General features: G+C 72.0%; 19 protein-coding genes. 9 read left to right on the top strand and 10 right to left on the bottom strand.

Annotated elements, in window-relative coordinates; all coding sequences use genetic code 11:
• Window positions 1–64: 64 nt before the first annotated feature.
• Window positions 65–217: a hypothetical protein gene (locus tag IM697_RS38050; protein ID WP_194041094.1), complete on the bottom strand. Its 153-nt coding sequence runs from the start codon at window positions 215–217 to the stop codon at window positions 65–67.
• A 207-nt stretch (window positions 218–424) separates the two neighbouring features.
• Between IM697_RS38050 and IM697_RS38045 the strand changes: the two genes are divergently transcribed.
• Complete coding sequence (locus tag IM697_RS38045) at window positions 425–1,318, top strand: NYN domain-containing protein (RefSeq protein ID WP_194041092.1); 894 nt, start codon at window positions 425–427, stop codon at window positions 1,316–1,318.
• 14 nt (window positions 1,319–1,332) lie between these two features.
• Here the strand turns inward: IM697_RS38045 and IM697_RS38040 are convergent, their stop codons facing one another.
• Both IM697_RS38040 and IM697_RS38035 read right to left on the bottom strand, forming a co-directional pair.
• Window positions 1,333–2,235, bottom strand: a complete 903-nt coding sequence (locus IM697_RS38040) for an alpha/beta fold hydrolase (RefSeq protein WP_194041090.1) — start codon at window positions 2,233–2,235, stop codon at window positions 1,333–1,335.
• Between the two features lie 612 nt (window positions 2,236–2,847).
• Window positions 2,848–5,319 (bottom strand): DEAD/DEAH box helicase, encoded by a 2,472-nt coding sequence (locus IM697_RS38035; RefSeq protein WP_194041088.1) that lies wholly within the window; start codon window positions 5,317–5,319, stop codon window positions 2,848–2,850.
• Window positions 5,320–5,792: 473 nt separating this feature from the next.
• Between IM697_RS38035 and IM697_RS38030 the strand changes: the two genes are divergently transcribed.
• On the top strand, window positions 5,793–6,557 hold the full coding sequence (locus IM697_RS38030) for a ferritin-like fold-containing protein (protein WP_194041086.1): 765 nt from the start codon (window positions 5,793–5,795) through the stop codon (window positions 6,555–6,557).
• A 194-nt stretch (window positions 6,558–6,751) separates the two neighbouring features.
• Here the strand turns inward: IM697_RS38030 and IM697_RS38025 are convergent, their stop codons facing one another.
• The 4 genes from IM697_RS38025 to IM697_RS38010 all read right to left on the bottom strand — a co-directional run bounded on the left by IM697_RS38025 (window position 6,752) and on the right by IM697_RS38010 (window position 8,696).
• Window positions 6,752–7,021 (bottom strand): hypothetical protein, encoded by a 270-nt coding sequence (locus IM697_RS38025; RefSeq protein ID WP_194041084.1) that lies wholly within the window; start codon window positions 7,019–7,021, stop codon window positions 6,752–6,754.
• A gap of 224 nt (window positions 7,022–7,245) precedes the next feature.
• Window positions 7,246–7,473: a DUF3107 domain-containing protein gene (locus IM697_RS38020; RefSeq protein WP_194041082.1), complete on the bottom strand. Its 228-nt coding sequence runs from the start codon at window positions 7,471–7,473 to the stop codon at window positions 7,246–7,248.
• 147 nt (window positions 7,474–7,620) lie between these two features.
• A complete protein-coding gene (locus tag IM697_RS38015; protein WP_194041080.1) occupies window positions 7,621–8,262 on the bottom strand; it encodes a TetR/AcrR family transcriptional regulator in 642 nt (213 codons plus the stop codon).
• A 209-nt stretch (window positions 8,263–8,471) separates the two neighbouring features.
• Entirely contained in the window at window positions 8,472–8,696 is a 225-nt protein-coding gene (locus tag IM697_RS38010) for a hypothetical protein (protein ID WP_194041078.1), read from the bottom strand.
• Between the two features lie 276 nt (window positions 8,697–8,972).
• On the opposite strand from IM697_RS38010, the gene IM697_RS38005 reads away from it, so the two are divergent.
• From IM697_RS38005 to moeZ, 7 genes are all read left to right on the top strand, one after another.
• On the top strand, window positions 8,973–10,022 hold the full coding sequence (locus tag IM697_RS38005; protein WP_194041076.1) for an alpha/beta fold hydrolase: 1,050 nt from the start codon (window positions 8,973–8,975) through the stop codon (window positions 10,020–10,022).
• Window positions 10,023–10,030: 8 nt separating this feature from the next.
• The gene (locus IM697_RS38000) at window positions 10,031–11,797 is read left to right on the top strand and encodes a DUF3152 domain-containing protein (RefSeq protein WP_228044328.1); all 1,767 of its coding nucleotides are present in this window, start codon (window positions 10,031–10,033) and stop codon (window positions 11,795–11,797) included.
• A 278-nt stretch (window positions 11,798–12,075) separates the two neighbouring features.
• A complete protein-coding gene (locus tag IM697_RS37995; RefSeq protein ID WP_228044327.1) occupies window positions 12,076–13,773 on the top strand; it encodes a DUF3492 domain-containing protein in 1,698 nt (565 codons plus the stop codon).
• Complete coding sequence (locus IM697_RS37990) at window positions 13,770–14,990, top strand: hypothetical protein (protein ID WP_194041070.1); 1,221 nt, start codon at window positions 13,770–13,772, stop codon at window positions 14,988–14,990. Before IM697_RS37995 ends, IM697_RS37990 begins: the two co-directional genes overlap by 4 nt.
• 139 nt (window positions 14,991–15,129) lie before the next feature.
• Window positions 15,130–16,131, top strand: a complete 1,002-nt coding sequence (locus IM697_RS37985) for an NAD-dependent epimerase/dehydratase family protein (RefSeq protein WP_194041068.1) — start codon at window positions 15,130–15,132, stop codon at window positions 16,129–16,131.
• The gene (locus IM697_RS37980; RefSeq protein ID WP_194041066.1) at window positions 16,119–16,898 is read left to right on the top strand and encodes a spherulation-specific family 4 protein; all 780 of its coding nucleotides are present in this window, start codon (window positions 16,119–16,121) and stop codon (window positions 16,896–16,898) included. The genes IM697_RS37985 and IM697_RS37980 overlap by 13 nt, the downstream gene beginning before the upstream one ends.
• Window positions 16,899–16,961: 63 nt before the next feature.
• Window positions 16,962–18,140 (top strand): adenylyltransferase/sulfurtransferase MoeZ, encoded by a 1,179-nt coding sequence (gene moeZ, locus IM697_RS37975; RefSeq protein WP_194041063.1) that lies wholly within the window; start codon window positions 16,962–16,964, stop codon window positions 18,138–18,140.
• A 71-nt stretch (window positions 18,141–18,211) separates the two neighbouring features.
• On the opposite strand, the gene IM697_RS37970 is transcribed toward moeZ, so the two are convergent.
• The 3 genes from IM697_RS37970 to IM697_RS37960 all read right to left on the bottom strand — a co-directional run bounded on the left by IM697_RS37970 (window position 18,212) and on the right by IM697_RS37960 (window position 24,451).
• A complete protein-coding gene (locus tag IM697_RS37970; protein WP_194041061.1) occupies window positions 18,212–19,759 on the bottom strand; it encodes an alpha/beta hydrolase in 1,548 nt (515 codons plus the stop codon).
• Window positions 19,760–19,893: 134 nt separating this feature from the next.
• Window positions 19,894–21,441: an alpha/beta hydrolase gene (locus IM697_RS37965; protein WP_194041059.1), complete on the bottom strand. Its 1,548-nt coding sequence runs from the start codon at window positions 21,439–21,441 to the stop codon at window positions 19,894–19,896.
• A gap of 205 nt (window positions 21,442–21,646) precedes the next feature.
• On the bottom strand, window positions 21,647–24,451 hold the full coding sequence (locus IM697_RS37960; protein ID WP_194041057.1) for a lysylphosphatidylglycerol synthase transmembrane domain-containing protein: 2,805 nt from the start codon (window positions 24,449–24,451) through the stop codon (window positions 21,647–21,649).
• Window positions 24,452–24,559: the final 108 nt, after the last annotated feature.

Raw genomic sequence — 24,559 nt, 5'->3', positions numbered from 1 at the left:
GAAGCCCCCGTACGCCGTGTGTGGCGTACGGGGGCTTCGAAGCTTCTGCGGTGGTCCGCTGCTGTTACGAGGCCGTGGTCTCGGCGGGTCGGATCCACAGCCGCTGCCCCGTCGCGGCGGCCTGCTGAACGATCCGGTTGACGGAGGCGGCGTCCACGACGGTGCTGTCCACGGCCGTGCCGTCCAGCTCGTCGAGTCGCATGATTTCGAAGCGCATGGCTTCTCCCTTCGTCTGGTCATCCTCCTGATGGAGAACTACTTGGTCACACGGGTAGCCAACGTGCTTCGTGTTACAAACATTCCCTACGCTAAAGAAATTTTTCGAACGCCTAAGTACTGACCGGTAGGTATCCGTCGAGCGATCAAGGGGAGACTGACCGGGACCGGTTGTGTTCGCAGCGTGACCGCCGGGACAATGGAGACGATGAACGACGACCTCGGCGCACTCACCGCCCGCATCGACCGCACCAACGAGCTGCTGCAACGCATGCTCGCCGAGGTGGCGAAGACGCCCTCCACACACGCGATCTTCGTCGACGCGGGATACCTGTACGCGGCCGCCGGGCGGCTGGTCGCCGGGACGGAGGATCGCCGCGCCTTCGATCTGGACGCCGAGGGGCTGATCGAGGCGCTCATCGACAGGGCGCGCACGATCTTCGCGGACAGCAGGCTGCTGCGGGTCTACTGGTACGACGGCGCGCGGCGCCGCATCCACACCGCGGAGCAGCAGTCGATCGCCGAACTCCCCGATGTGAAGGTGCGACTGGGCAACCTCAACGCCAACAACCAGCAAAAGGGCGTCGACTCACTGATCCGCACCGATCTGGAGTCCCTCGCCAGACACCGCGCCATCAGCGACGCGGCCCTGCTCGGCGGGGACGAGGACCTGGTGTCGGCGGTCGAGGCGGCGCAGGGGTACGGGGCGCGGGTGCACCTGTGGGGCATCGAGGCGCCCGAGGGCCGTAACCAGGCCGAGCCCCTGCTCTGGGAGGTCGACAGCCAGCGCACCTTCGACCTCGACTTCTTCAAGCCGTACGTCTCCCGGCGCACGGCCGCCGCGTACGAGCCGGCGGGGGCCCGGCCGACGCGAGAGGACGTCCGGTTCGTCGGCGCGCAGATCGCGGCGAAGTGGCTCGCGGCGCGGGGGCGGGAGTCGCTCGTGGAACTGCTGCCCGGGCACCCGTATCTGCCCGGGTCGGTGGACCAGGATCTGCTGGTGGAGGCGGAGGGGCTGTTGCAGTACTCGCTGCGCGGGCAGGCGGATCTGCGGCGGGCGCTGCGGGACGGGTTCTGGGAGCATCTCCAGGCGCAGTACTAGCGGTACGGCCCCGCTCAGGCGTCCGTCTCCGTCGCGGGCGGGCTGTCGATGCTCTCCCAGAAGTCGGCGACGGCCTGCGCGGTGCGCAGGGGCTGGTCGGCGTTGGGGGAGTGCTCGGCGTCAGGGATGACCGTCCGGCGGGCCTTCAGCCGTGCCGCCATGTCGTCGAGCATCGGGACCGGCCAGGTGTCGTCGCTGGCGCCCGACAGCACATGGAACGGCAGCGGAAGGGCGGCGAGTTCGTCGACTCGGTCCGGCTCCGTGGTCAACTGACGTCCTGTGGCGAGGAGTTGGGCGGGCTTAGTGCCGAGCCAGCGACGGCGCAGCAGGTCCGGGCCGCCGATGCCGCGCGCCGGGCCACCGACCTCCTCGGGCGGTCCCATCGCGAGGATCGCCTCCCAGGTCTCGGCCATGGTCATCACCGCCAGCGCGTCCCTGAGGAGCTTCACGCGCTGCTGCTGGGAGTCGGAGATCTGGGCGGGCCCCGACGCCATGAGGGTGAGTGACCGGAACGGCGTGTGGTCGAGGAGTGCGGCAGCGCGGGCGATCTGGCCGCCGAGGGAGTGGCCGAGGAGGTGGACGGGGGTGTTGCGGGCACCGAGGGCCGCCGCCTGGGCGAGCACGTCCCTGGCCAACTCGCCCCGCTCATACGCGGACTCGTCGTCCTCCGGTCCGTCCGACTCGTGCTGGCCGCGGCCGTCGATGGCGACGGTGCGGTAGCCGCGCTCCGCCAGCGGCTCGTGCATGAGCGTGAAGTCCTCCTTGCTGCCCGTGAATCCGGGGAGCAGCAGAGCGGTGCCTCGGGGGTCGACGCCGGGGGCGGCCGGGTGAGCGACGACGGCGAAGGTGCCACGGGGCGTGTGGAGGGGGTAGACGTGGGCGTTCGGGGGTGGGGTGAAGTCGGGTTGGGTGGTCACGGGGGGAGGGTAGCCGGTACCGCCCTGCTGTTTCGCCCCTGCGCCGCCGGCTGGCCCTTCTGGGCCGGGAGGTGGGGGGGTGGGAGGTGGGGGCCGGGGGCGCGGGTTGGGAGATGCGGTCGGGAGGTGGGGAGCGGGGGCGCGGGTCGGGGGATGCGGTCGGGAGGTGAGGGCCGGGGCGGCACGGGTCGGGAGGTGGGGGCTGGGGGTGTGGTCGGGAGATGCGGGTCGGGGGGCGCGGGTTGGGAGATGCGGTCGGGAGGTGGGGGTCGGGGGCGCGGGTCGGGGCGGCACGGGTCGGGAGGTGGGGGCTGGGGGTGTGGTCGGGAGATGCGGGTCGGGGGGCGCGGGTTGGGAGATGCGGTCGGAGGTGTGGGCCGAGAGGTGAGGGCCGGGGGGCGCGGGCCGGGGGTGTGGGGCGGGAGGTGAGGGTTGGGAGATGCGGTCGGGAGATGCCGGCCGGGGGCACGGGCCGGGAGGCGCAGATCGGGAGATGCGGGCCGGGGGGTGGGCCAGGAGATGCGGGGCGGGCTGAATGGCGCGGCTGCACCGGCCCGGGAATGCCGACGGCCCGGTCCCGCCAGAAGCGGGACCGGGCCGTCGTACGGGAGATCAGCCCTCCGTGGGCTCCGCGGCAGCCGTGGCCTTGCGGGTACGGCGAGCCTTGGGCTTCGCCTCGGCCGTGGCGTCGGCGCCCTCCGCGGTGGCCGTGGCCTTGCGGGTGCGGCGGCGCGGGGCGGGGGCCTCCGCGGCCGTCGGCTCCTGCGTGGCCTGGGCCGGGATGTCCGCGACCTCGGTGACCTCGGCGGCCTTGGTGGATGCCGCGGTCTTGCGGGTGCGGCGTGCCTTGGGCTTGGCGTCGGCGGCCTCGGCCGTGTCGACGGCGGTCTCCGCTGCGGCCGCTGCCTTACGGGCCCGGCGCGGCTTGGCCTCGACGGCCTCCGGTTCCGCTGCGGCGGCTGCCTTGCGGGTCCGGCGCGGCTTGGTCTCGGTGGCCTCGGCCGTGTCGGCGGTGGCTTCGACGGCGGCCGCGGTCTTGCGGGTGCGGCGCGGCTTGGGCTTGGCCTCGGTGCCTTCGGCCGTGTCGACGGCGGCCTCGGCTGCGGCCGTCGTCTTGCGCGTACGGCGTGCCTTCGGCTTCGCCTCGGCGGTCTCCGGCTCCGGTGCCGGCTGCGCCGGGATGTCGGCGGCCTCCGGCTCGACCACCGTCGCGGCGGTCTTGCGGGTGCGGCGCGCCTTGGGCTTGGCCTCGGTGGCCTCGGCCGTGTCGACGGCGGCCTCGGCGGTGGCCGTGGCCTTGCGCGTACGGCGCGCCGTCGGCTTCGCCTCCGCGGCTTCGGCCGTGTCCACCGCGGTCTCCGCCGCGGCCGTGGCCTTGCGGGTGCGGCGGCGCGGCTCGGCGGCGGGGGCCTCCTCGGGCTCGGCGACCTGCGGGGCCGTGGCCGTCTCGGGCGCCTGCACCGCTTCCGCGACCTGGGCGGCCTCCTGCGAAGTCGCCTTCGGCTCCGCCGACTTGCGGGTGCGGCGGCGGCGCGGCTTGGCCGGGGTCTCCTCGGCCGTTTCCAGGGACGGGCCCTCCGCCGTCGTCACGGCGGCCTCCGCGGCCTCCGTGGAAACGACCGTCGGGGTCGGCTCCGTCGAGGCCCCGCCGCGGGTACGGCGCCGGCGGCGCGGAGTGCGCGGGGCCGTGACCGACTCCGCCGCGGTGACCTCCGCGGACTCCTCCGGCGTCACGGAACCGGCGGCGGGCGCCGGCGTCGCGTCCAACGGGGCACCGCTGCGCGTACGGCGCCGGCGACGCGGCGTACGCGCCGGGCGCTCGCGGTCCGACGAGGACGAGCGGGACTCGTCCCGGCCGCCCCGGCCACCGCGACCGCGCGCACCGCGTCCGCCGGTCTCGCCGAGGTCCTCCAGCTCCTCCGCCGCCAGCCCGGCGCGCTTGCGCTCCGAGCGGGGCAGGACGCCCTTGGTGCCCGCGGGGATCTTCAGTTCCTCGAAGAGGTGCGGGGACGTGGAGTACGTCTCCGGCGGGTCGTTGAAGTTCAGCTCCAGCGCCTTGTTGATCAGCTGCCAGCGCGGGATGTCGTCCCAGTCGACGAGCGTGATCGCGATGCCCTTGTTGCCCGCGCGGCCCGTACGGCCGATGCGGTGCAGGTACGTCTTCTCGTCTTCCGGCGACTGGTAGTTGATGACATGGGTCACACCCTCGACGTCGATGCCGCGCGCGGCGACGTCGGTGCAGACGAGGACGTCCACCTTGCCGTTGCGGAACGCGCGCAGCGCCTGCTCGCGGGCGCCCTGACCCAGGTCGCCGTGGACCGCGCCGGAGGCGAAGCCGCGCTGCTGGAGCTGGTCGGCGAGGTCGGCCGCCGTGCGCTTCGTCCGGCAGAAGACCATGGCCAGTCCCCGGCCGTCGGCCTGCAGTATGCGCGCGACCATCTCCGGCTTGTCCATGTTGTGCGCGCGGTAGATGTGCTGCGCGATGTTCGCGACGGTCGCGCCCTCGTCGTCCGGCGCGGTGGCGCGGATGTGGGTGGGCTGCGACATGTAGCGGCGCGCGAGGCCGATGACCGCGCCGGGCATGGTCGCCGAGAACAGCATCGTCTGGCGCCTGACCGGCAGCATGTCGATGATCTTCTCGACGTCGGGCAGGAAGCCCAGGTCGAGCATCTCGTCGGCCTCGTCGAGGACCAGGCACTTCACGTGCTTGAGGTTGAGCTTCTTCTGGCCCGCGAGGTCGAGGAGCCGGCCCGGGGTGCCGACGACGACGTCGACGCCCTTCTTGAGGGCCTCGACCTGGGGCTCGTAGGCGCGGCCGCCGTAGATCGCCGTGACCCGGACGTTGCGCACCTTGCCCGCGGTCAGCAGGTCGTTGGTGACCTGCTGGCACAGCTCGCGCGTGGGAACGACGACGAGCGCCTGCGGGGCGTCGGTGAGGGATTCGGGCTGGGCGCGGCCGGCCTCCACGTCGGCGGGGACGGTGACGCGCTCCAGAAGCGGGAGGCCGAAGCCCAGCGTCTTGCCGGTGCCGGTCTTGGCCTGGCCGATGACGTCCGTGCCGGAGAGGGCGACGGGGAGGGTCATCTCCTGGATGGGGAAGGGAGTGATGATGCCGACGGCTTCCAGGGCCTCGGCGGTCTCGGGGAGGATCCCGAGTGAGCGGAACGTCGTAGTCAGGGTGCTGCCTCTTCTGTGTGCGCGGTGCGAGGCGAGCGCGGGGGTCGTTGACGGACCGTGCCGGGGACGTCGGCTGCCTTACGGGCTGGCCGTAGGGCACGGGACCACTGCCGACGCTCTAGCGCTCGTACCGCTGAGGGTGTCCCTCCGGTCGTCGTACGCACAGTGCCGTACGGCCGGGGAGGGCTGTCGGGTCGGAGCCGATCGGGCCACCGACCGGGCATCCTCATAACGTGCGGCCCGTCGAGATACGTCTGAGTACTCAGCGGGCGCATTACCACCATACCCCGGAAACGCGCACATGCGATGGCCGAATTGGTCACGTAGTCGGCGTCACACTGATTGACCAGGGACTTCCGTGGCGCGGTGAGCGGACTATTGTGCGCTTCATGACGACGCCTGACAACACCTCTGACGCCTCCGACACCGCCGAGCCCGCCGTGGAACACACCGGGGTCGCCGCCCAGGACTGGGAGCGGGCATCCGCCGATCCGCAGTACCGGGCCGCCGTCGTGGATCTGCTCGGCGCGCTGGCCTATGGGGAGCTGGCGGCGTTCGAGCGGCTGGCGGAGGACGCGAAGCTGGCGCCGACGCTGGCGGACAAGGCGGAGCTGGCGAAGATGGCGTCGGCCGAGTTCCACCACTACGAGAAGCTTCGGGACCGGCTGACGGAGATCGGGGCCGAGCCGACGGAGGCGATGGAGCCGTTCGTCGCCGCGCTGGACGGGTTCCACAAGCAGACGGCGCCTTCGGACTGGCTGGAAGGGCTCGTGAAGGCGTACGTCGGTGACTCGATCGCCAGTGACTTCTATCGGGAGGTCGCGGCTCGGCTGGACTCGGACTCGCGGGGGCTGGTGCTGGCCGTGCTCGACGACACGGGACACGCTTCGTTCGCCGTGGAGAAGGTGCGGGCTGCCATCGACGCCGATCCGCGGGTCGGCGGGCGGCTGGCTCTGTGGGCTCGGCGGCTGATGGGGGAGGCGTTGTCGCAGTCGCAGCGGGTGGTCGCCGACCGGGATGCGTTGTCCACGATGCTGGTGGGCGGGGTCGCGGACGGATTCGATCTCGCGGAGGTCGGCAGGATGTTCTCGCGGATCACTGAGGCGCACACCAAGCGGATGGCCGCGCTGGGGCTGGCGGCGTAGCTTTCTCGCCCCCGCCGCCCCTTCCCGTCCCATCCCCAGGGGCGCCGCCCCTTCGACCCCGGGTGCCTCTGGGGGCTGCCACCCCCAGACTCCCGCGTCGGCCCTGAACGGGCCTTGTCCTCAAACGCCGGGTGGGCCGAGAGGCGCGGTCGGCGTTTGGGGGCGTTACCGCTTCGGCGGCCGGTTCTTGGGATCTACGCGGTCGCCGAGTGGCGGCGGAGTCTTCCCGAGGGGCGTACCAGCAGGGAGACGGAGGCGGCCGAGACGACCGCTGAGCCGATGAGGATCACGAAGAGGTTGCCGAAGTCGAGCGCCGTGTGCGTGATGAACGCGCCGAAGAGGGCGCCGGCGACACCCGTCGGCAGGACCAGGGAGCGGGCGGGCAGACGGTGCGGCAGGCGGTGTGCCGCAGCCCATGCGAGGGCCAGGCCGAGGATCGCGGAGCTGAGCGCTTCCAAGAGCATGTTGGGGTCCCTCCCACATGGCCGGCCTGCTCGAATCGGTCGTAGCCCGTCATACCCCTGACCTGCGGAATGCAATCCTCGTCTGTGAGCGGCCTGTGTGCCGTTCGTGGCCGGAGGCGCATGAGGTGCGGGGGGAAGAGGGAAACGCGAGGGGAGGGCCCGGCGATTCGAATCGCCGGGCCCTCCCCTCGCGTCCGGATTCGGCGGGATCCGCCGACGGCCTCCTACAGCGCGCCGAAGCCCACCTTGCGCGGAGCCGGCTCGCCGAGCTCCACGTACGCGAGGCGGTCGGCCGGGACCAGGATCTTGCGGCCGTGCTCGTCCACCAGGCTCAGCAGCTGCGTCTTCCCGGCGAGCGCCTCGGACACCGCCTGCTCGACCTCCTCGGCACTCTGACCGCTCTCCAGAACGATCTCGCGGGGCGCGTGCTGCACGCCGATCTTGACCTCCACGGCTATGTCCCTCCGACGGTCAGTGAAGTGCGCGAACTTTCCGCGCCGTACCCAGCACACATTAGCCCGGTGAGGGGACGTACACGCTCCGCCCAAGAACGCCAACAGCGAACAGAGGGCGGGAACAAACGTCCCCCGGCGCCCGGGTCAGTGGTGGTCGCTGCCGTGCAGCGGGAAGCCCGCGATGCCTCGCCAGGCCAGGGACGTCAGCAGCTGTACCGCCTGGTCGCGCGGCACGCTGCGGTCGCTGTGCAGCCAGGAGCGGGCCACCACCTGGGCGAGGCCGCCGAGCCCGGAGGCCAGCAGCATCGACTCCGCGCGCGAGAGGCCGGTGTCCTCGGCGATGACGTCGCAGATCGCCTCGGCGCACTCGTTCGTGACCTTGTCCACGCGCTCGCGCACGGCCGGCTCGTTCGTCAGGTCCGACTCGAAGACCAGGCGGAAGGCGCCGCCGTCGTCCTCGACGTACGCGAAATACGCGTCCATCGTCGCCCGTACGCGCTGCTTGTTGTCGGTCGTCGACGCAAGCGCGTTCCGTACCGCCTGGATCAGCGACTCGCAGTGCTGGTCGAGCAGCGCGAGGTAGAGGTCGAGCTTGCCGGGGAAGTGCTGGTAGAGCACCGGCTTGCTGACGCCGGCGCGCTCGGCGATGTCGTCCATCGCGGCAGCGTGGTAGCCCTGCGCGACGAATACCTCCTGGGCGGCGCCCAGGAGCTGGTTCCGTCGGGCACGGCGCGGCAGGCGAGTGCCCCGCGGGCGTGCCGCCTCTGTCTGCTCGATGGCTGTCACGCCGCCTCCCAAAGTCGTCCACATGCGGTGTGCGCCGCGCGGCCATCGTACTTTTCGGTAACCCTGGTGTGCGCGGTGCGAGCGCAGAATTTCACGGACCGGACGGTGACGAAAGTCGCGCTGATGGTTTCAAATCGGTGCGGAACGGGCAGTGGGCCGCCTCTTTCCTGCTCAGCGGCACTCTTTTGGTCGTCCGTCGGCGTCGTGCGTCAGCGATAGTCGTCCTCGTCAGTAGAGACGACGCGTGTCTGTTCGATCAGATCGGCCTCGTTCGCCCGGTCCTTGTCCGCGTCGGTGAGCTGGTCGTCGCGGTCGGGCCTGACGTCGGCGTGCTGCTCGGCCGCGTCGGCCCGCGGGGCCTCGACGTCGTACTCCTGGGACTCGTCGGTGTCGTCGTCCACGAACGTCTCGGGGTCGGTCGGATCGACGGTCATGGCGGGCTCCCTTCCTAGGGTGTCCCCAGGGGCATGACGTCCCCGGGTGAAGCAGGGGTCCACATCCGGGTGCCCTGCGTACGAGCCTAGGAGACACCGGTTTCGGACGCTATGCGATCCGCGGGCGGATGCAGGGGCAATTCGGGAGCAGGTCGCCGAGGCGGCGCGGGGGTGCGGCCCCGGCTCCGGGTTCCCGGGCCGGCGACTGCCATGTACGTGTCGACTTGTGACGGCGAACACATGAACCACTGCGTGATCGTCTCGTAACATTGCTGCATGTCTTCGACCGAGCTCCCGTCCGCGCCGGCCGCCAGTGCGCTCCCGAAAGTGGCGACCGTCAGGGTCGCGGAGGGCGAGCGGCTGCGATCGGTCGGACTGCCCGGGATCACGCTGTCGGTGCGGTCGAGACCGCCCGCGCGCGAGGGGCTGTCGCCCGCGCTCCATGTCCATGGACTCGGCGGTTCCTCGCAGAACTGGTCGGCGCTGATGGCGCAGCTCGAGGGCGACGTCGACAGCGAGGCCGTCGATCTACCGGGCTTCGGTGACTCGCCGCCACCGGACGACGGCGACTACTCGATCACCGCGCACGCACGCGCGGTGATCCGCTATCTCGACGCCTCCGACCGCGGCCCCGTCCACCTCCTGGGCAACTCGCTCGGCGGCGCGGTCACCACGCGCGTGGCCGCCGTACGCCCGGACCTCGTGCGTACGCTCACCCTTGTGTCGCCCGCCCTGCCCGAGATCCGCGTCCAGCGCACCGCCGTGCCCACGGCACTGCTCGCGGTGCCCGGAGTGACGGCGCTCTTCACCCGGTTCACCCAGGGGTGGACGGCCGAGCAGCGGGTCCGCGGCGTGATGAACCTCTGCTACGGCGACCCCGGGCGGGCCACGCCGGAAGGATTCCGCAACGCCGTCGAGGAGATGGAACGGCGGCTGCAGCTTCCGTACTTCTGGGACGCGATGACGCGTTCCGCGCGCGGGCTGGTCAATGCCTACACCCTCGGCGGCCAGCACGCGCTGTGGCGCCAGGCTGAGCGGGTGCTGGCGCCGACGCTGCTCATCTACGGCGGCCGCGACCAGCTCGTCGGCCACCGCATGAGCCAGAGGGCCGCCCGTACCTTCCGTGACTCCCGCCTGGTGAGCCTTCCGGAGGCCGGGCACGTGGCGATGATGGAGTACCCCGATCTGGTCGCCCGGGAGTTTCGCGACCTCCTCGCGCAGACGGGGGAGCCGGTGGCCGAGAGCGTCGCGGGCACGGGTGCGGACGCAGCCAGGGGTGCCGCCGCCGGTGACGGTGGGGCCGTGACAGAGAACGCCGGGAGCTGAGGCGCGACGTGGGACGCCACAGCCGTCGCGGGTCGGCCGCCAAGCGGGACACCGCGGACACGACAGCACGACAGGGCTCTCGGGCGGCGCAGCCTGAGCCGGGCACGGCCCAGCGGGGGCCGTCCGCGCCGGGGCCGGGCAGGGTGCCGGGTGCGCGACCCGGTGGGCCTGGCGCGCCTCCCGGCGCGGGGCCGAGCGGGTGGCCTCAGTCCGGTGGGCCCGGTGGGCTGCCCGGTGGGACCGGTGGTCGCCGGGTGCCGGGTCCGGGGCCCGCACGGCCCGGGATGCCGACGGGGGGCGCGCAGTCGTACGGCGGGCGCGGCTTCCCTGACGGCACGCCGGCGCAAGGGGTGCCGAGGTTGCCCGACGGCACGCCTGTGCATGGCTTCCCGAGGCTTCCTGACGGCACCCCGGCGCATGGCTTCCCGCGAATGGCCGACGGAACTCCGGCGCATGGCTTCCCGAGGCTTCCTGACGGCACTCCGGCGCATGGCTTCCTGAGGCTTCCCGACGGCACGCCCGCTCGCGGCTTCCCCGGACCGGCCGACGGCACCCCGCCGCACGGCTTCCCCAGGCTTCCCGACGGCACCCCGGCCCACGGCACCCCCCAGGCCCGCGGCAGCCACCCCGAGCAGCGTGAACAGGGCGGTGGCTGGGGTGACTTGAGGGGCGGGACCGGCGCCTACGCCGCTCCTGGAGCCCCCGGCGCTCCGCCCGCGCCCGGCGTCCCGCTGCCGCGCCCCCGGCAGGCGCCGCGTTCCGAAGGGCCCCGGCAGGAGTACCTCGACGCCTTCGAGCGGGAGGCCGAGGACGTCGACGTCTTCGCGCCCCGTAAGTCCGAGGCCGCGCACGCCTCCGACCCGTACGCCTCCGTCACCGATTGGGACTCCAGGCTGGACGTGGGTGTCGCGAACGACACCGACATCGACGACGATGCCCCGCCGACCGGCGAGCCGGCGCAGGCGCAGGGCGGCAAGGGGCGGACCTTCACCGGCATCGCCGCTGCGGCCGTCGTCACCGTGCTGGCCGTCGTCGTCGCCGGTCAGGTCGCCAAGGGGCGGGACGACGGCGACGTACAGTCGCAGTCCGCCACCGACGAGGCGCGGGACGCCCGGGACTCGGCCTCGCGCGCGGACGGGCGGCCGACGCCGTCCGGGGCGCCGGGCACCGTTCCGCTGACGTATGAGCAGAAGATGGCCGCGACGTACCGGCTCGACGCCGACCTCGAGGGCTCGGGGAAGTTCGACGCGATCCCGGGGATCGACAAGGGGCCCGGCACGGGGCAGAAGTTCACCTATCGCGTGGACGTGGAGCAGGGGCTCGGGCTCGACGGCGAGCTCTTCGCGCAGGCCGTGCACAAGACGCTCAACGACGACCGCAGTTGGGCGCACAACGGCGCCCGTACCTTCGAGCGCATCCACAGCGGCAAGCCCGACTTCGTGATCACGCTCGCCAGCCCCGGTACGACGGCAGACTGGTGTGCCAAATCGGGTCTGGACACCACCGTGGACAACGTCTCGTGCGACTCCGCCGCCACCGAGCGCGTGATGATCAACGCCTATCGGTGGGCACAGGGGGCGGAGACATTCGGTGACCAGATCCTCGAGTACCGGCAGATGCTGATCAATCACGAGATCGGTCACCGGCTCGGCTTCTCCCATGTGACCTGCGACAAGGACGGCGAGCTCGCCCCCGTCATGCAGCAGCAGACCAAGTTCCTCGAGCGCAACGGGATCCGGTGCCGACCCAACCCCTGGGCCTACCCCGGGAGTTGACCGGGTGACTCCCGCGGGCCGGGGTGTGATCGTCGTGGCCGTATCTCCGCCCGCCAGGCCCGGCGGCCCGTCGGCGGTTCAGCTGTGACGATCCGTGCGCGCTCGATCTCCTAGCGCGACGGAACGCGACCCGCACGGGAAAGTTACGACCGTTCACCCCTTTTGGTGGCGCGATGGACAACCGTCCGTCGCGCCACCGCCTTGTCCGCATACGTTCGTCCCGCTGTGAGCCGCCGGGGGAACGGCGGCTCCCCTTACGGGAGATCGGGGGTGCACTCGTGCGCATCGGACTGATTGCGGAGGGTGGCTATCCGTATGTGAGCGGTGACGCCAGGCTCTGGTGCGACCGGCTCGTGCGCGGGCTGGCACAGCACGAGTTCGACGTCTACGCGCTCAGCCGCAGCGAGCGCCAGGAGGACGAGGGCTGGGTCCCGCTGCCGCCGCAGGTCAGCCGCGTGCGCACGGCACCGTTGTGGACGGCCGAGGACGACGGCGTGATGTACGGCCGGCGTGCGCGTCGGCGGTTCGCCGAGTGCTACGGCGAGTTGGTGGCCGTGCTCTGCGAGGGGGGCGCCAGGGACGCGTCCGAAGCCTCCGAGGACGCGTCGGCCCTTGAGGCGGACCGTTTCGGCAACGCGCTGTACGGGCTCGCCGAACTCGCCCGCGACGAGGGCGGCCTGGTGGGAGCGCTCCGCTCCGAGACCGCCGTACGCACCCTGGAGCGCGCGTGCCGGGCGCGGGGCGCTCTGCAGACGGCGCGCGAGGCGCGCGTACCCGATCTGCTGACCGTCGCCACCCACCTGGAACGCGCCCTGCGCCCCCTCTCCCTCGACTGGTACACGGACGACGGACTGGGCGCCGCCGACCTGTGCCACGTCACCTCCGGCGGCCCGGCGGCCCTGCCCGGCCTGCTCGCCCACCACTTCTGCGATGTGCCCCTGCTGCTGACCGAATACGGCGTCCGGCTCCGCACGCACTACCTGGCCGCCCCCGACGCCTCACCCGCCGTACGCTCCCTGCTCGCCGCCTTCCACGGCCGGCTCGCCGCCGAGACCTACGCCCGGGCCGCCCTCATCACCCCGGGCAACGGCCACGCCCGCCGCTGGCAGGAACGCTGCGGCGCCGACCGGGCGAAGCTGCGCACGGTCTACCCCGGCATGGACGCCTCCCGCTTCGCCGAGGTCGGCGAGAGCCCCGAGTGCGCCGACCCGGACTCCCTGGTCTGGGTCGGCCGCGTGGAACCCACCAAGGACCTGGTGTCGCTGCTGCACGCCTTCGCCGAGGTCCGCAAGGAGGAGCCGAAGACCCGCCTGCGCATCGTCGGCACCCCTGCCGGCCCCGAGGGCGCCGCCTACCTCGGCCACTGCAGGGCACTGGCCGCGCAGCTCTTCCCCGACGAGGCGGAGGGGCCGCACACGGTCGGCGACAACCCGGTCTCCTTCGAGGAGATCGGCGGCCCGGAGCTCCCGGCCCTGGCCGACGCCTACGCCTCCGGTGCCGTGAGCGTGCTGTCCAGCGTCGTCGAAGGCTTCCCGATCGGCCTGGTCGAGGCCATGTTCTGCGGCCGCGCGACGGTGTCCACCGATGTCGGCGCGGTGGTCGAGGTCATCGGCGGCACCGGTCTCGTCGTACCGCCGCGCAACCCGAGGGCGCTCGCGGAGGCCTGCGTCGCGCTGCTGCGCGACCCCGAGCGCCGTGAGCGCCTCGGCGCGGCCGCCCGCGCGCGTGCGCTCGAACTGTTCACCGTCGAGCAGAACATCACAGCATTTCACGGCATTTACCTGGAGATCGTCTCGCGCACCCCGGTCCGCCGAGTCGTCCTGGACGAGGCCGGAGCCCCGCTGCCCTTCGCCGTCCCCGCCGAGGCCCACGTCCCCGGCCGCTGGACCGGGCGAACGGCCCGCCTGGTCGCCCGCGGCGGCCCGCCGACCCCCGTACGGGCCACCCCGATCCCCGCGACCGAGGGGGCACGATGAACGGCCTGGGAGGACTGGACCGCCCCGCGGCCCCGACCAGCCCCGGAGCATGGGACGAACGCTCGGAGGAGTGGCTGGCCGACCAGGAGCACACCACCCCTACCGAGGAGCCGACCACGGCCGCGCGCCCGGCCCGTCGAACGGGCGCCGACCCGGTGAAGGCCCTGCTGCACCGCCACCGCGACCTGTGCGAACGCGCGGTGGACCCCCTGGAGATCGCGGCCGGACTGGAAGCCCACGGCGTCACCGACCGCACGGCGGCCCGCTTCCTGCACCGGGACGTCTTCTCCCTGGCCGAGGAGATGTACGCCCGAACGCCCCGAGACGGCGATACGCCCCCGGGGACCAAGCCCCTCACCACCCCCCGCGCACGAGCCGACTGGATACTCCTCACCCTCCTGCCCGGAGCACTCTGCGGGGCGACCGTGGTCGGCCTGCACCTCACCCACGGCCAGACCCGCCTGATCACGGCAGCCGCGGGAGCCCTCGCGCTGCCCCTCGCCCTGCGAGCCGCCCTCGCCCGAGGCCCCCTCGCCGCCCGGCACGCCGGCCGCCCGACCGCCACCCGAATCGGCTGGCTCCTCGTCTACGCCCTCTTGGGCGACGGCCTCCTCCGGGCGGCCGCAGCGGGCGGACCCGACGTCCTGCCGACCGGCAGCGCCGAGGGTCCTTGGCCCCTCACCGTGGCCCCCGTTCTGGCCCTCGCCCTCTCCTGCGCCCCCGCCGCCTGGTGCGCCCACCTCCTGGCCGTCCGGGCCCGCCGCAAGCTCTCGGCCAGCCGCGCCCTGAAGGACTTCGCCACCTCCGCGAAACCCCTGCTCCTGGCCACCCTCGCCCTCTACCTGGGCGCCCTGACGGCCCTGCTCACCCTGACCACCGCCATCCTCGACGAGCCCGCCGCCCACCCCCAGACCCTCACCCTGGGCGCCCTGCTGTTCCTGTCCCGCCTCCTCACCAACCACGGCTTCACCCAGGCCCCCGCCCTGGTCCTCACCGCAGCGGCCTCAGCCGAGGCAACGGCCCTGACGACACTCTTCACCGCCCGCCTCCCCGGCTGCGACTGGCTGGCGATCCCGGTCCAGACCCTCGTCGACACATGGGGTCCGGCAGCCATCCCCACCATCGCCTGCGGCGCGGGCACGCTGACGCTCCTGCTGCACGCGATGCGCACGTTGACCAGGGCGTCGGCCCACGCACCACAGGACCAGCCGTCGTGACGCGCCCGCACTCCGCGCGGGTCGCCGCAGGCACACACCCCCCACGAACCATCTGAAACCTCCTACCTGAAGCCCTAGAAGGAGACCCCCAAATGATCACCTCCCGACCCGACCACCCCTCGGCAACGGGAGCCGCCCGATGAGAGTCCTCCTGATCGGAGCCAACGGCTACCTCGGCCGCTTCGTAGCCGACCGCCTCCTCGCCGACCCCGCGGTCCAGCTCACCGCACTCGGCCGCGGCGACGACGCCGACGTCCGCTTCGACCTGGCCTCCGGCAGCCCCGGCGCCCTCACCCGCTTCCTCGACGCGGTCCACCCCGGCGTGGTCGTCAACTGCGCGGGCGCCACCAGGGGCGGCGCCCGCGAACTCACCCGCCACAACACCGTCGCCGTCGCCACCGTCTGCGAGGCCCTGCGCCGCAGCGGCTGCGGCGCCCGGCTCGTCCAGATCGGCTGCGGCGCCGAGTACGGCCCGAGCCAGCCCGGCTCCTCCACGGCCGAAGACGCCGTCCCCCGCCCCGGCGGCCCCTACGGCGTCAGCAAACTCGCCGCCACCGAACTGGTCCTGGGCTCCGGCCTGGACGCCGTGGTCCTGCGCGTCTTCTCACCCGCCGGCCCCGGCACCCCCGCCGGCTCCCCCCTCGGCCGCCTCGCCGAGGCCATGCGCCGCGCCATGCAGTCCGGCGACGGCGAGCTCAAACTCACCGGCCTCGGCGCCCAGCGCGACTTCGTCGACGTCCGCGATGTGGCCCGCGCCGTCCACGCCGCCTCGCTCTCCGCCGCGCAGGGCGTCATCAACATCGGCTCCGGCCGTGCCGTCCGCCTGCGCGACGCCGCCGCCATCCTGGCCCGCGTGGCCGGCTACGGCGGTGCCCTGCACGAACTCGACGGCCCACCCGGCCCGTTGCGTCCGTCCATCGGCCACCCCCGCGCCGACTCCGACCACGTGACCCACGCGGCACACGCGAGCCACGCGGGAGCGCATGCGGCCCACACCGCGCCCGTCGCCTACCCGGACGGCTGCGGCAGCTGGCAGCAGGCCGACGTCCGCACCGCACGCGACCGGCTCGGCTGGCGCCCCCGGATCAACCTCGAGGAGTCCCTGGGCGACATCTGGATGGAGGCGGCATGCCGTATCTGACCGGCGCCCGGTCGACCGCGCCGAGCACCGACCTCCACACCGGCCTCGGCGTCCCCGGCTATGCGCACCCCCTCCTCGCCCCCACCGAGTGGGGCGAACTCACCCGCCCCGGCACTCCCGTGCACTGGGTCGTCCTCAACGTCGCCGACGGCCCCGGCGCCCGCCCCGACCCGCACTGCCTGGAGGCCGCCGGCAGGCTCCACAACGCCGGAGTCCGCGTCCTCGGCCACCTCGACACGTCCTCTCTCGACCGGATCCACCTCGGCACGGTCCACGGCGCCCGCGCCTTCGGCGAGGTGATCTCCAAGGCGCACCGCTATCTCGACTGGTACCGGGTGGACGGCTTCTTCCTGGACCGCTGCCCGACCGACGGCACCGCACTGCCCGACATCCTGCGCACCGTCACCACCCTCCGGGCGCTGCGTGACAAGGCCCACATCGTCCTGGGCCACGGCACCCACCCCTACCCCGGCTACGCCGAGTGCGGTGACCAACTCGTCACCTTCTCCGGATCGTGGAGCGACTACCGCTGGTCGCAGGTCGCGGAGTGGACGGCCGACTATCCGCCCGACCGCTTCTGCCACTTCGTCCACGGTGTGCCGCTCGGCCACCTCGACGAGGCACTGCGCATCGCCCGCTGGCAGGGCGCCTCGACGATCTGGTTCACCGACCGCACGGACCGCGGCGGCCGCACCGACCCCTGGGAGGCCATGCCCGGCTACTGGGACGAAATCGTCTCGCGGGTCGGAACAGGTGTCTCGGAATGAAAAAGGCCATGGCACTGTTACGAGGAGAACAACCGTAGTGATCGACCGACCAACGGAGTCCCCGTGTCGCTGCCACCCCTGGTCGAGCCGGCCCCCGAGCTCACCGTAGACGAGGTTCGCAGGTACTCCCGCCACCTGATCATCCCCGACGTGGGGATGGACGGGCAGAAGCGGCTGAAGAACGCCAAGGTGCTGTGCGTGGGCGCCGGCGGCCTGGGCTCGCCGGCGCTGATGTACCTGGCCGCCGCGGGCGTCGGGACGCTCGGCATCGTGGAGTTCGACGAGGTCGACGAGTCGAACCTGCAGCGCCAGATCATCCACAGCCAGTCCGACATCGGCCGCTCCAAGGCCGAGTCCGCCCGCGACAGCGTCAAGGGCATCAACCCGTACGTGAACGTGATCCTTCACGAGGAGCGGCTCGAGGCCGACAACGTGATGGACATCTTCAGCCAGTACGACCTGATCGTCGACGGCACGGACAACTTCGCGACCCGCTACCTGGTCAACGACGCCTGTGTGCTGCTGAACAAGCCGTACGTGTGGGGCTCCATCTACCGCTTCGACGGCCAGGCCTCGGTCTTCTGGTCCGAGCACGGCCCCTGCTACCGCTGCCTCTACCCGGAGCCCCCGCCCCCCGGCATGGTTCCCTCCTGCGCCGAGGGCGGCGTGCTCGGCGTGCTGTGCGCGTCGATCGGCTCCATCCAGGTCACCGAGGCCATCAAGGTCCTCACCGGCACCGGTGAGCCGCTGGTCGGCCGCCTGATGATCTACGACGCCCTGGAGATGCAGTACCGCCAGGTCAAGGTCCGCAAGGACCCGAACTGCGCGGTCTGCGGCGAGAACCCGACCGTCACCGAACTCATCGACTACGAGGCCTTCTGCGGCGTTGTGTCCGAGGAGGCCCAGGCGGCGGCCGCCGACTCCACGATCACTCCGAAGCAGCTCAAGGAGTGGATCGACGACGGCGAGAACATCGAGATCATCGACGTCCGCGAGATCAACGAGTACGAGATCGTCTCGATCCCCGGCGCCCGGCTGATCCCGAAGAACGAGTTCCTCATGGGCAGCGCCCTGGAGAACCTCCCGCAGGACAAGAAGATCGTCTTGCACTGCAAGACGGGTGTCCGCAGTGCGGAAGTCCTCGCGGTCCTGAAGTCCGCGGGCTTCTCCGACGCCGTGCATGTCGGCGGCGGCGTGATCGGCTGGGTCAACCAGATCGAGCCGGACAAGCCGGTGTACTGAGCCTCGGCTCGTCCTGCCTTCCGGTCGGCGGGGGCCTCGCGCACCACGGGTGCCCGAGGCCCCCGCCGCCGTCATGAGCAGACCTTGCCGTCCTTCGGCACCGTCCCCCGCAGCAGATACGCGTTGACCGCCGAGTCGACGCAGTCGCTCCCCTTCCCGTACGCGGAGTGCCCCTCGCCCTCCCAGGTGAGCGTCACCGCGACGCCCTTGCCCAGTTCGTCCGCCATCCTCTTGGTGCCCTCGTAGGGCGTCGCCGGGTCGCCGGTGTTGCCGACCAGCAGGATCGGCGCCGCACCCGGCGCACTGACCTCCGGGGTGTCGTACTGCCCGGCCACCGGCCAGTCGTGGCACCAGCCGGCCGTGTCCCAGCCCAGCATGGGTCCGAACACGGGCGAGACCTTCTCGAACCTCGGCAGCAGCTTCTTCGCCTCCTCGACGGTCGGCCGCTGCTTGTCGTCCAGGCACGATATGACCCGTTGCGCATGGGTCCCCGTGCCGTAGCGCCCCGACGCGTCACGTTCGTTGTAGTCGTCGGCGAGCGCCAGCAGCTCCGAGCCGTCGCCCCGCTCGGCCGCCTCCAGGGCGCTGGTCAGCGTCGGCCAGCTCGCCTCGCTGTACAGCGGCCTGATGATCCCGGTGAGCGCGAGCGTCTCGGTGAGCTTGCGCTCGGACGACCCGGGCAACGGGTTCGCGTCGATCCGCTTCAGCAGGTCCACGATCTTCCGCGTGCCCGCGTCCGCGCCCCGGCCTGTCGACTCCAGATAGTTGTCCAGCGCGCGCTGGAAGCCCCGGGCCTGGTTCTCGGCGTGCCCCGCCCCGTCGGCGCCGGGGTCGACGACCGCGTCCAGGATCAGCCGCCCCACGTTCCCGGGGAACAGGTGGGCGTAGACGCCACCGAGTTCGGTGCCGTAGGAGATGCCGAAGTAGTGCGTCTTCGTGTCGCCGAGGACCTGGCGCATCAGGTCCATGTCGCGGGCGGTGTCGGTGGTCGACACATGCGCCATCAGCGTCCCCTGGGACTTCTGGCAGCCCCTGCCGAAGGCGGCCGCGTCCCGGAAGTACGCCGTCTCCTCGGCCGGGGTGTCCGGCGTGATGTCCACGGACTCGGACGCCTGGATCTCCTTGTCGCTGCGGCAGCGCACCCCCTCACTGGAGCCCACCCCGCGCGGGTCCCAGCTCACCAGGTCGTACCGCTTGCCCAGCTCGGAGGCGCTGGTGGCGTACCACGGCATCGTGGACACCCCCGAGCTGCCGGGACCGCCGAAGTTGAACAGGAGTGAACCGATGCGGTCGTCGCCGGTGGCCTTGGCACGGATCAGCGCGAGGTCGATCGTCCTGCCGTCCGGTTTCGCCCAGTTCAACGGCGCCTTGAGCGTCGCGCACCGCCACTTGTCGCCAGGCGCGGGGGAGCCGGCGGCGGCCTTGCAACGCCCCCAGTCGAGCTTCTGCGAGGTCAGCGAGGACGGCAACGGGGTCGCCGAGCCGGCGGAGGCCGCCGATGAGCTCGGCCCGCTCGTCCTGTCACCGGCCTCCGCGTCGTCGGACGAGCCCCCGCTGCACCCCGTCGCCAACAGTGCGGCGGCGGCAGCCCCGGCCGCCCACCGTACGAAACGCGTCATGTCCCATCCCCCCTCGCAAGCCGTCCACGCTGTGCCGCGGATGGCGGTCAGGCCATGGTAGGCGGATCACGAATCGCTCGTTGCGGCCTGTGGATAACTCTCTGACCTGCCGCTATTCGAGGGTCGGCGGGATCTCAGGAGCAGACCGTGCCCGCGGTCGGCACCTTCCCGTCCAGCAGATATCCGTTCACCGCGTCCTGCACGCACTTGTTCTTGCTGTCGTACGCGCCGTGCCCCTGCCCCCGGTACGTCAGCTCGACGCCGACGCCCTTGCCCAGCGCCTGCACCATCCGCCGCGCGCCCTCGTACGGCGTGGCCGGGTCGCCCGTGTTGCCCACGACGAGGATCGGCGCCGAGCCGGCAGCGCCGACGTCGGGATGGTCGGCGGCACCCGCCACGGCCCAGTCGGTGCAGCTCAGCATCGACCAGGCGAGGAAGTCGCCGAACACGTTCGAGGCGGACCGGAACTCGGGCAGCTTCCGCTCCACGTACTCGGGGGTGTACCGCGGTTTGTCGTCGGCGCAGTTGATCGAGATGTTGGCGGCGGCGATGTTGCTGTACTCGCCGTTCTCGCTGCGCCCGTTCATCGAGTCGGACAGCAGCATCAGGGTCCGGCCGGTGCCGTCGTACGCCTCCTCCAGACCCTGCGTGAGATAGGGCCAGAACTCCTTCGAGTACAGCGCCTGCGCGATCCCGTTGGTCGCGGCGGACTGGGTCAGCTGACGCGGGAAGATCCCCTCGATCGGCTTGCTGTCGAGGTCCTTCAGCAGCTTCGCGATGCGGTCCTTGACGTCCTGGGCGGTGTCGCCGATCGGGCAGTCCTCGACCTTGGAGGTGCAGTCCGCGGCGAAGTTGTCGAGCGCGCGCTGGAAGCCCCTGGCCTGTCCGAGCGCTCCCTGCTCGGCGTTCTGCGTGGGGTCCACCACCGCGTCGAAGACGGCCCGGCCGACGTTCCCGGGGAACAGGTGGGCGTAGACGCCGCCGAGTTCGGTGCCGTAGGAGATGCCGAAGTAGTGCAGCTTGTCGTCGCCGAGGACCTGCCGCATCAGGTCCATGTCGCGGGCCGCGTCGGTGGTGCTCACATGGGGCAGCATCTCCTCGGAGTTCTTCTCGCAGGCCGCGTTGAACTCCTTGGTGCTGTCCACCAGCTCCGTCCGCTCGGCGCCGTCGTCCGGCGTCGAGTCCTGCTGGAAGTAGGCGTCGAGCCGCTGGTCGTTCGCGCACAGCACGGGTTCGCTGCGGCCGACTCCGCGCGGGTCGAAGCTCACCAGGTCGTAGCGGGTGCGCAACTTCTCGTACCCGTCGCCGAAGGCGGGCAGTGTCGTGACGCCCGAGCCGCCGGGGCCGCCGAAGTTGAAGATCAGCGAGCCGATGCGCCGGCTCTCGTCGCCGCTGGACTTCACCCGGATCAGCTCGATGCCGATGGTGTCGCCCTTGGGGTCGTCCCAGTCGCGGGGCGCCTTCATCGTGGCGCACTGCCAGGTGCCGTCGTCCGGCAGCGGTGACGGGCTGCCTCCGCCGCCCTGCGCCTGTGAGGGCGCCGGGCAGTCCTTCCAGCTCAGCTCCTGTGCCGTCAGGTCCTCGTCCCCGGAGCCGTCGTCGCCGCAACCCGCCAGCAGGGCCGACAGCAGCAGGGCGGTGGCGGTCAGGGCAGCGGCGCGCGTCCGGGGAGGCTTCGGCATGGTCCCATCCTGCGGTCGTACGTGGTGGGGCGCTCGGGGCACGGTCCGTACGAGCTACGGCGAGGCCTCACCTTCCGTGCCCTTACAACGTACGGCGCCCTGCTCGGCGTAGGACAAGCCCTCGTGGCCTTCTCGTAGCCTTCCCGTACGACGAACCCAGTGCCCGTACGACGAACCCGCGCGGTCTGCCGTACGCCTCCTCGCGCTACAGCGCGCCCTTGCGGGTCAGGTGGTTGAAGGCCAGCCAGCCCGGCAGCACCGGCAGCCACAGCGTCAGCAGCCGGAACAGCAGCACCGCGGGCGCGGCGACCTCGCTGGGCAGGCCCACCGCGATCAGACCGACGGTCAGGGTCGCCTCCACGGCGCCCACGCCACCGGGGGTCGGGGCCGCCGAGCCGAGCGCGTTGCCCGCGAGGAACACCACGGCCACGCTGGCGATGCTGATCGACGTCCCCTGGCTGCCGAACGCGCGGATCGACGCGTCCAGGCACATCACGAAGCAGGCGGTCAGCAGCAGCATGCCGCCGATGCCGGTGATCAGTTTCTGCGGCCGCTGGAGCACATCGAGCATGCGCGGCACGACACCGGCGAAGAGCGACCTCACGCGCGTGACGACGAACTTCCGCAGGAACGGCACCGACGTCACCACGAGCACCAGCACCGCGACCGTCAGCAGACCCGCGATGACGGTCCTGGACGGCGACAGCGACGGCGTCTTCTCGGTGCCGGTCAGATAGCCGAAGGACAGCAGCATCAGGATGTGGGCGCCGAGCCCGAACAGCTGCGACGCGCCGACGCTCGCCACCGCGAGCCCCGGCCGCACCCCCGAGCGCTGCAGGAAGCGCGTGTTCAGGGCGACACCACCGACCGCCGCCGGCGCGACGATCTTCACGAAGGAGCCGGCGACCTGCGCGGCCACGGTCCGCCGGAACGGCACCCGCTCCGGCACGAACCCCAGCAGCGCCATCGCCGCCGCGAAGTAGCTGGCCGCCGAGAACAGCACGGCCGCGGCCACCCAGCCCCACTGCGCGTTGGAGATGAGCGGACCGAACTCGATGTGGGTGAGCTGGGTCAGCAGGAAGTACGCGCCGATGGCACCGGCGATGAAACTGATCAGCGTGCGCGGCCGCACCCGCTCCAGGCGGGCCGGCTCGACCGGCGCCTGCGGCCTGATCCGCAGCATCTCGTGGCGGATCTGCGTGAGCAGGTCCTCCTCGCGCGCCTCGTCCAGGGCCTCGTCGATCGCCCGCTTCTCGGCCCGCGCCTGCGCCCGTACGGTCTTCTTGTCCGGCTTGTCGAGTACCACCCCGGAGTCGTCAGCGGTCTCCTCACTGCGCGCGTGCCTGGACTGCCGGGACGCCTCCAGCACCGCCTCACGCTCGCGCTGGGAGCGCTCGCGCGCGAGTCGGCGCAGCGTCGCGCGCGTGGAGCGGCTCAGCGCGATGGGCTGGAGCATCGGCAGGCAGTCGGCCACGGCGTCCGGGCCGAGCACGCTCACCGCCGAGGCCACCGCGCGCTCGGCGCCGACCCGCAGGCCGAGGGTCACCAGCAGCTGGGAGATGTCCATCCGCAGCAGCAGACTGTTGGCCGCGATCTCACCGATGCGCAGGTCGGTGATGATCACCTTGCCGGAACGATCCACCAGAATCGCGTCACCCACCAGCCTGCGGTGCGCGATACGCCGCGACTGCAGCGCCTTGACCTGGCGCCAGGTGCCGCGCAGCAACTCGTCGGTGATCTCCTCGTCCGACAGCGAGTCCAGGGTGTGTCCGCCGCTGTGCTCGTAGACCAGCATCACGGCGTCCGGGCCGAGCTCGGAGGTGGCGATCAGCTTGGGCGCGTTGGCACCGGCCGCGATGGCCGCGTAGGCGAGCAGCGCCTCCTGCTCGAGCGCCTGGCGCAGCGACTGCAGGCTGCTGCGGGTGGCGAAGCCGCGCAGCGTGAGGTTGCGCCACGCGCGATAGAAGAAGCCCTGGGCCTGCTGCTCCCGGTCGACCACGGTCACGTCCAGCGGCGGGCCGTCCTCGAGGGTGACGAAGTAGCGCCGGCCGCGGTCGCCGGTCTCCTGGGTGTCGGAGACCTCCTCGCGGGCCGCGCTCACCGGGCGGAAACCGACGTGCCTGAGGCCCGCCATCAGGGTCCGCCCGGTGGGACGGACGTTGGGCGAGCCGACCGCGTACAGCGTGCCGTAGGCGACGGTCCAGCCGATCAGCAGCGTCAGGACGATCGAGAACGGCGTGGTGTAGCCGGTGACCAGCATCGAGAAGGCGTACAGGACCAGGACCGCCCACAGGACCGCACGCCAGCGGGGTCTGCGGGACATGCCCACGGCCGTCATGTACGCGATGACCGGGGCGAGATAGCCGTGCACCGGGTCGGTGAGTGAGCCGACGTCGCCGGGCGAGGGCTGGGTGAGGGCGTCCCGGATGGACTCCGGGGCTGCCCGCGCGACCCACAGGTCGGTGGCGAGCGTCACACCGTGCGCGAGGACCGCCGCGAGGACGCCGTCGGCGATGCGCAGCCCGTCCCGCTTGATCAGCCGCTCGATGGCGAAGGCGACCGGCACGAGCAGGATCGCGATGCTGGACACCAGCCCGGCCATCTTGCTGAACACGTCGGGCGCCTGTCCGGTGCCCTTGTTGATGTCCTGCTCCAGGCCCGAGGTGGTGCCGTGCGCGAACGCGGCGATCGCGAGCAGCAGGGCGATGCCCAGCACGCCCACCAGGAGCCGCATCAAGTCGGACGGGCGGTGCACGCGCGCGGGGAGCAGCGGTTCGTCGCCCTCGACCTCGTCGGCGTGCGCCTCTTCGAACTCCAGGTCGTAGGCGGCCTTCCCCTCGACGGCCTTGCGGCCCGCCTCGCTCGCGTCGACCGGCTTCCTGGCCTCGCCCTTGCCGCCTCCTTCGCCGCGCTCGCCGGTGTCCTTCTTGTCGGCGTCCGCGGGGCCGGGGCGCGACGAAGCGTCAGAGGTGCTTTCCGCGTCCTCCGGGTGCGCACCCTGCTGCTTCATCGTCTCTTCTTGATCTCGTATCACCAGTCACCGCCCGCACGATGGTGGCATGCTCCACCGACACACGGGGGCATCAGGGTGCAAATGCGGGGGCGCACAGTCTGCCCG

Origin of the sequence: Streptomyces ferrugineus, from assembly GCF_015160855.1 — a bacterium.
GTDB classification, from domain to species: Bacteria; Actinomycetota; Actinomycetes; order Streptomycetales; family Streptomycetaceae; genus Streptomyces; species Streptomyces ferrugineus.
This window is presented reverse-complemented; position numbering and strand designations above follow the sequence as displayed.

Bases quoted from the DNA above. Each gene is read 5' to 3' on its own strand.
- IM697_RS38035 (WP_194041088.1), bottom strand. From the start codon at position 5,319: ATGACCCTCCCCGTCGCCCTCTCCGGCACGGACGTCATCGGCCAGGCC.
- IM697_RS37960 (WP_194041057.1), bottom strand. From the start codon at position 24,451: ATGAAGCAGCAGGGTGCGCACCCGGAGGACGCGGAAAGCACCTCTGAC.
- IM697_RS38025 (WP_194041084.1), bottom strand. From the start codon at position 7,021: ATGCTCTTGGAAGCGCTCAGCTCCGCGATCCTCGGCCTGGCCCTCGCA.
- IM697_RS37980 (WP_194041066.1), top strand. From the start codon at position 16,119: ATGCCGTATCTGACCGGCGCCCGGTCGACCGCGCCGAGCACCGACCTC.
- IM697_RS38050 (WP_194041094.1), bottom strand. From the start codon at position 217: ATGCGCTTCGAAATCATGCGACTCGACGAGCTGGACGGCACGGCCGTG.
- IM697_RS37970 (WP_194041061.1), bottom strand. From the start codon at position 19,759: ATGACGCGTTTCGTACGGTGGGCGGCCGGGGCTGCCGCCGCCGCACTG.
- IM697_RS37965 (WP_194041059.1), bottom strand. From the start codon at position 21,441: ATGCCGAAGCCTCCCCGGACGCGCGCCGCTGCCCTGACCGCCACCGCC.
- IM697_RS38010 (WP_194041078.1), bottom strand. From the start codon at position 8,696: ATGACCGTCGATCCGACCGACCCCGAGACGTTCGTGGACGACGACACC.
- IM697_RS37990 (WP_194041070.1), top strand. From the start codon at position 13,770: ATGAACGGCCTGGGAGGACTGGACCGCCCCGCGGCCCCGACCAGCCCC.
- IM697_RS38045 (WP_194041092.1), top strand. From the start codon at position 425: ATGAACGACGACCTCGGCGCACTCACCGCCCGCATCGACCGCACCAAC.
- IM697_RS37985 (WP_194041068.1), top strand. From the start codon at position 15,130: ATGAGAGTCCTCCTGATCGGAGCCAACGGCTACCTCGGCCGCTTCGTA.
- IM697_RS38005 (WP_194041076.1), top strand. From the start codon at position 8,973: ATGTCTTCGACCGAGCTCCCGTCCGCGCCGGCCGCCAGTGCGCTCCCG.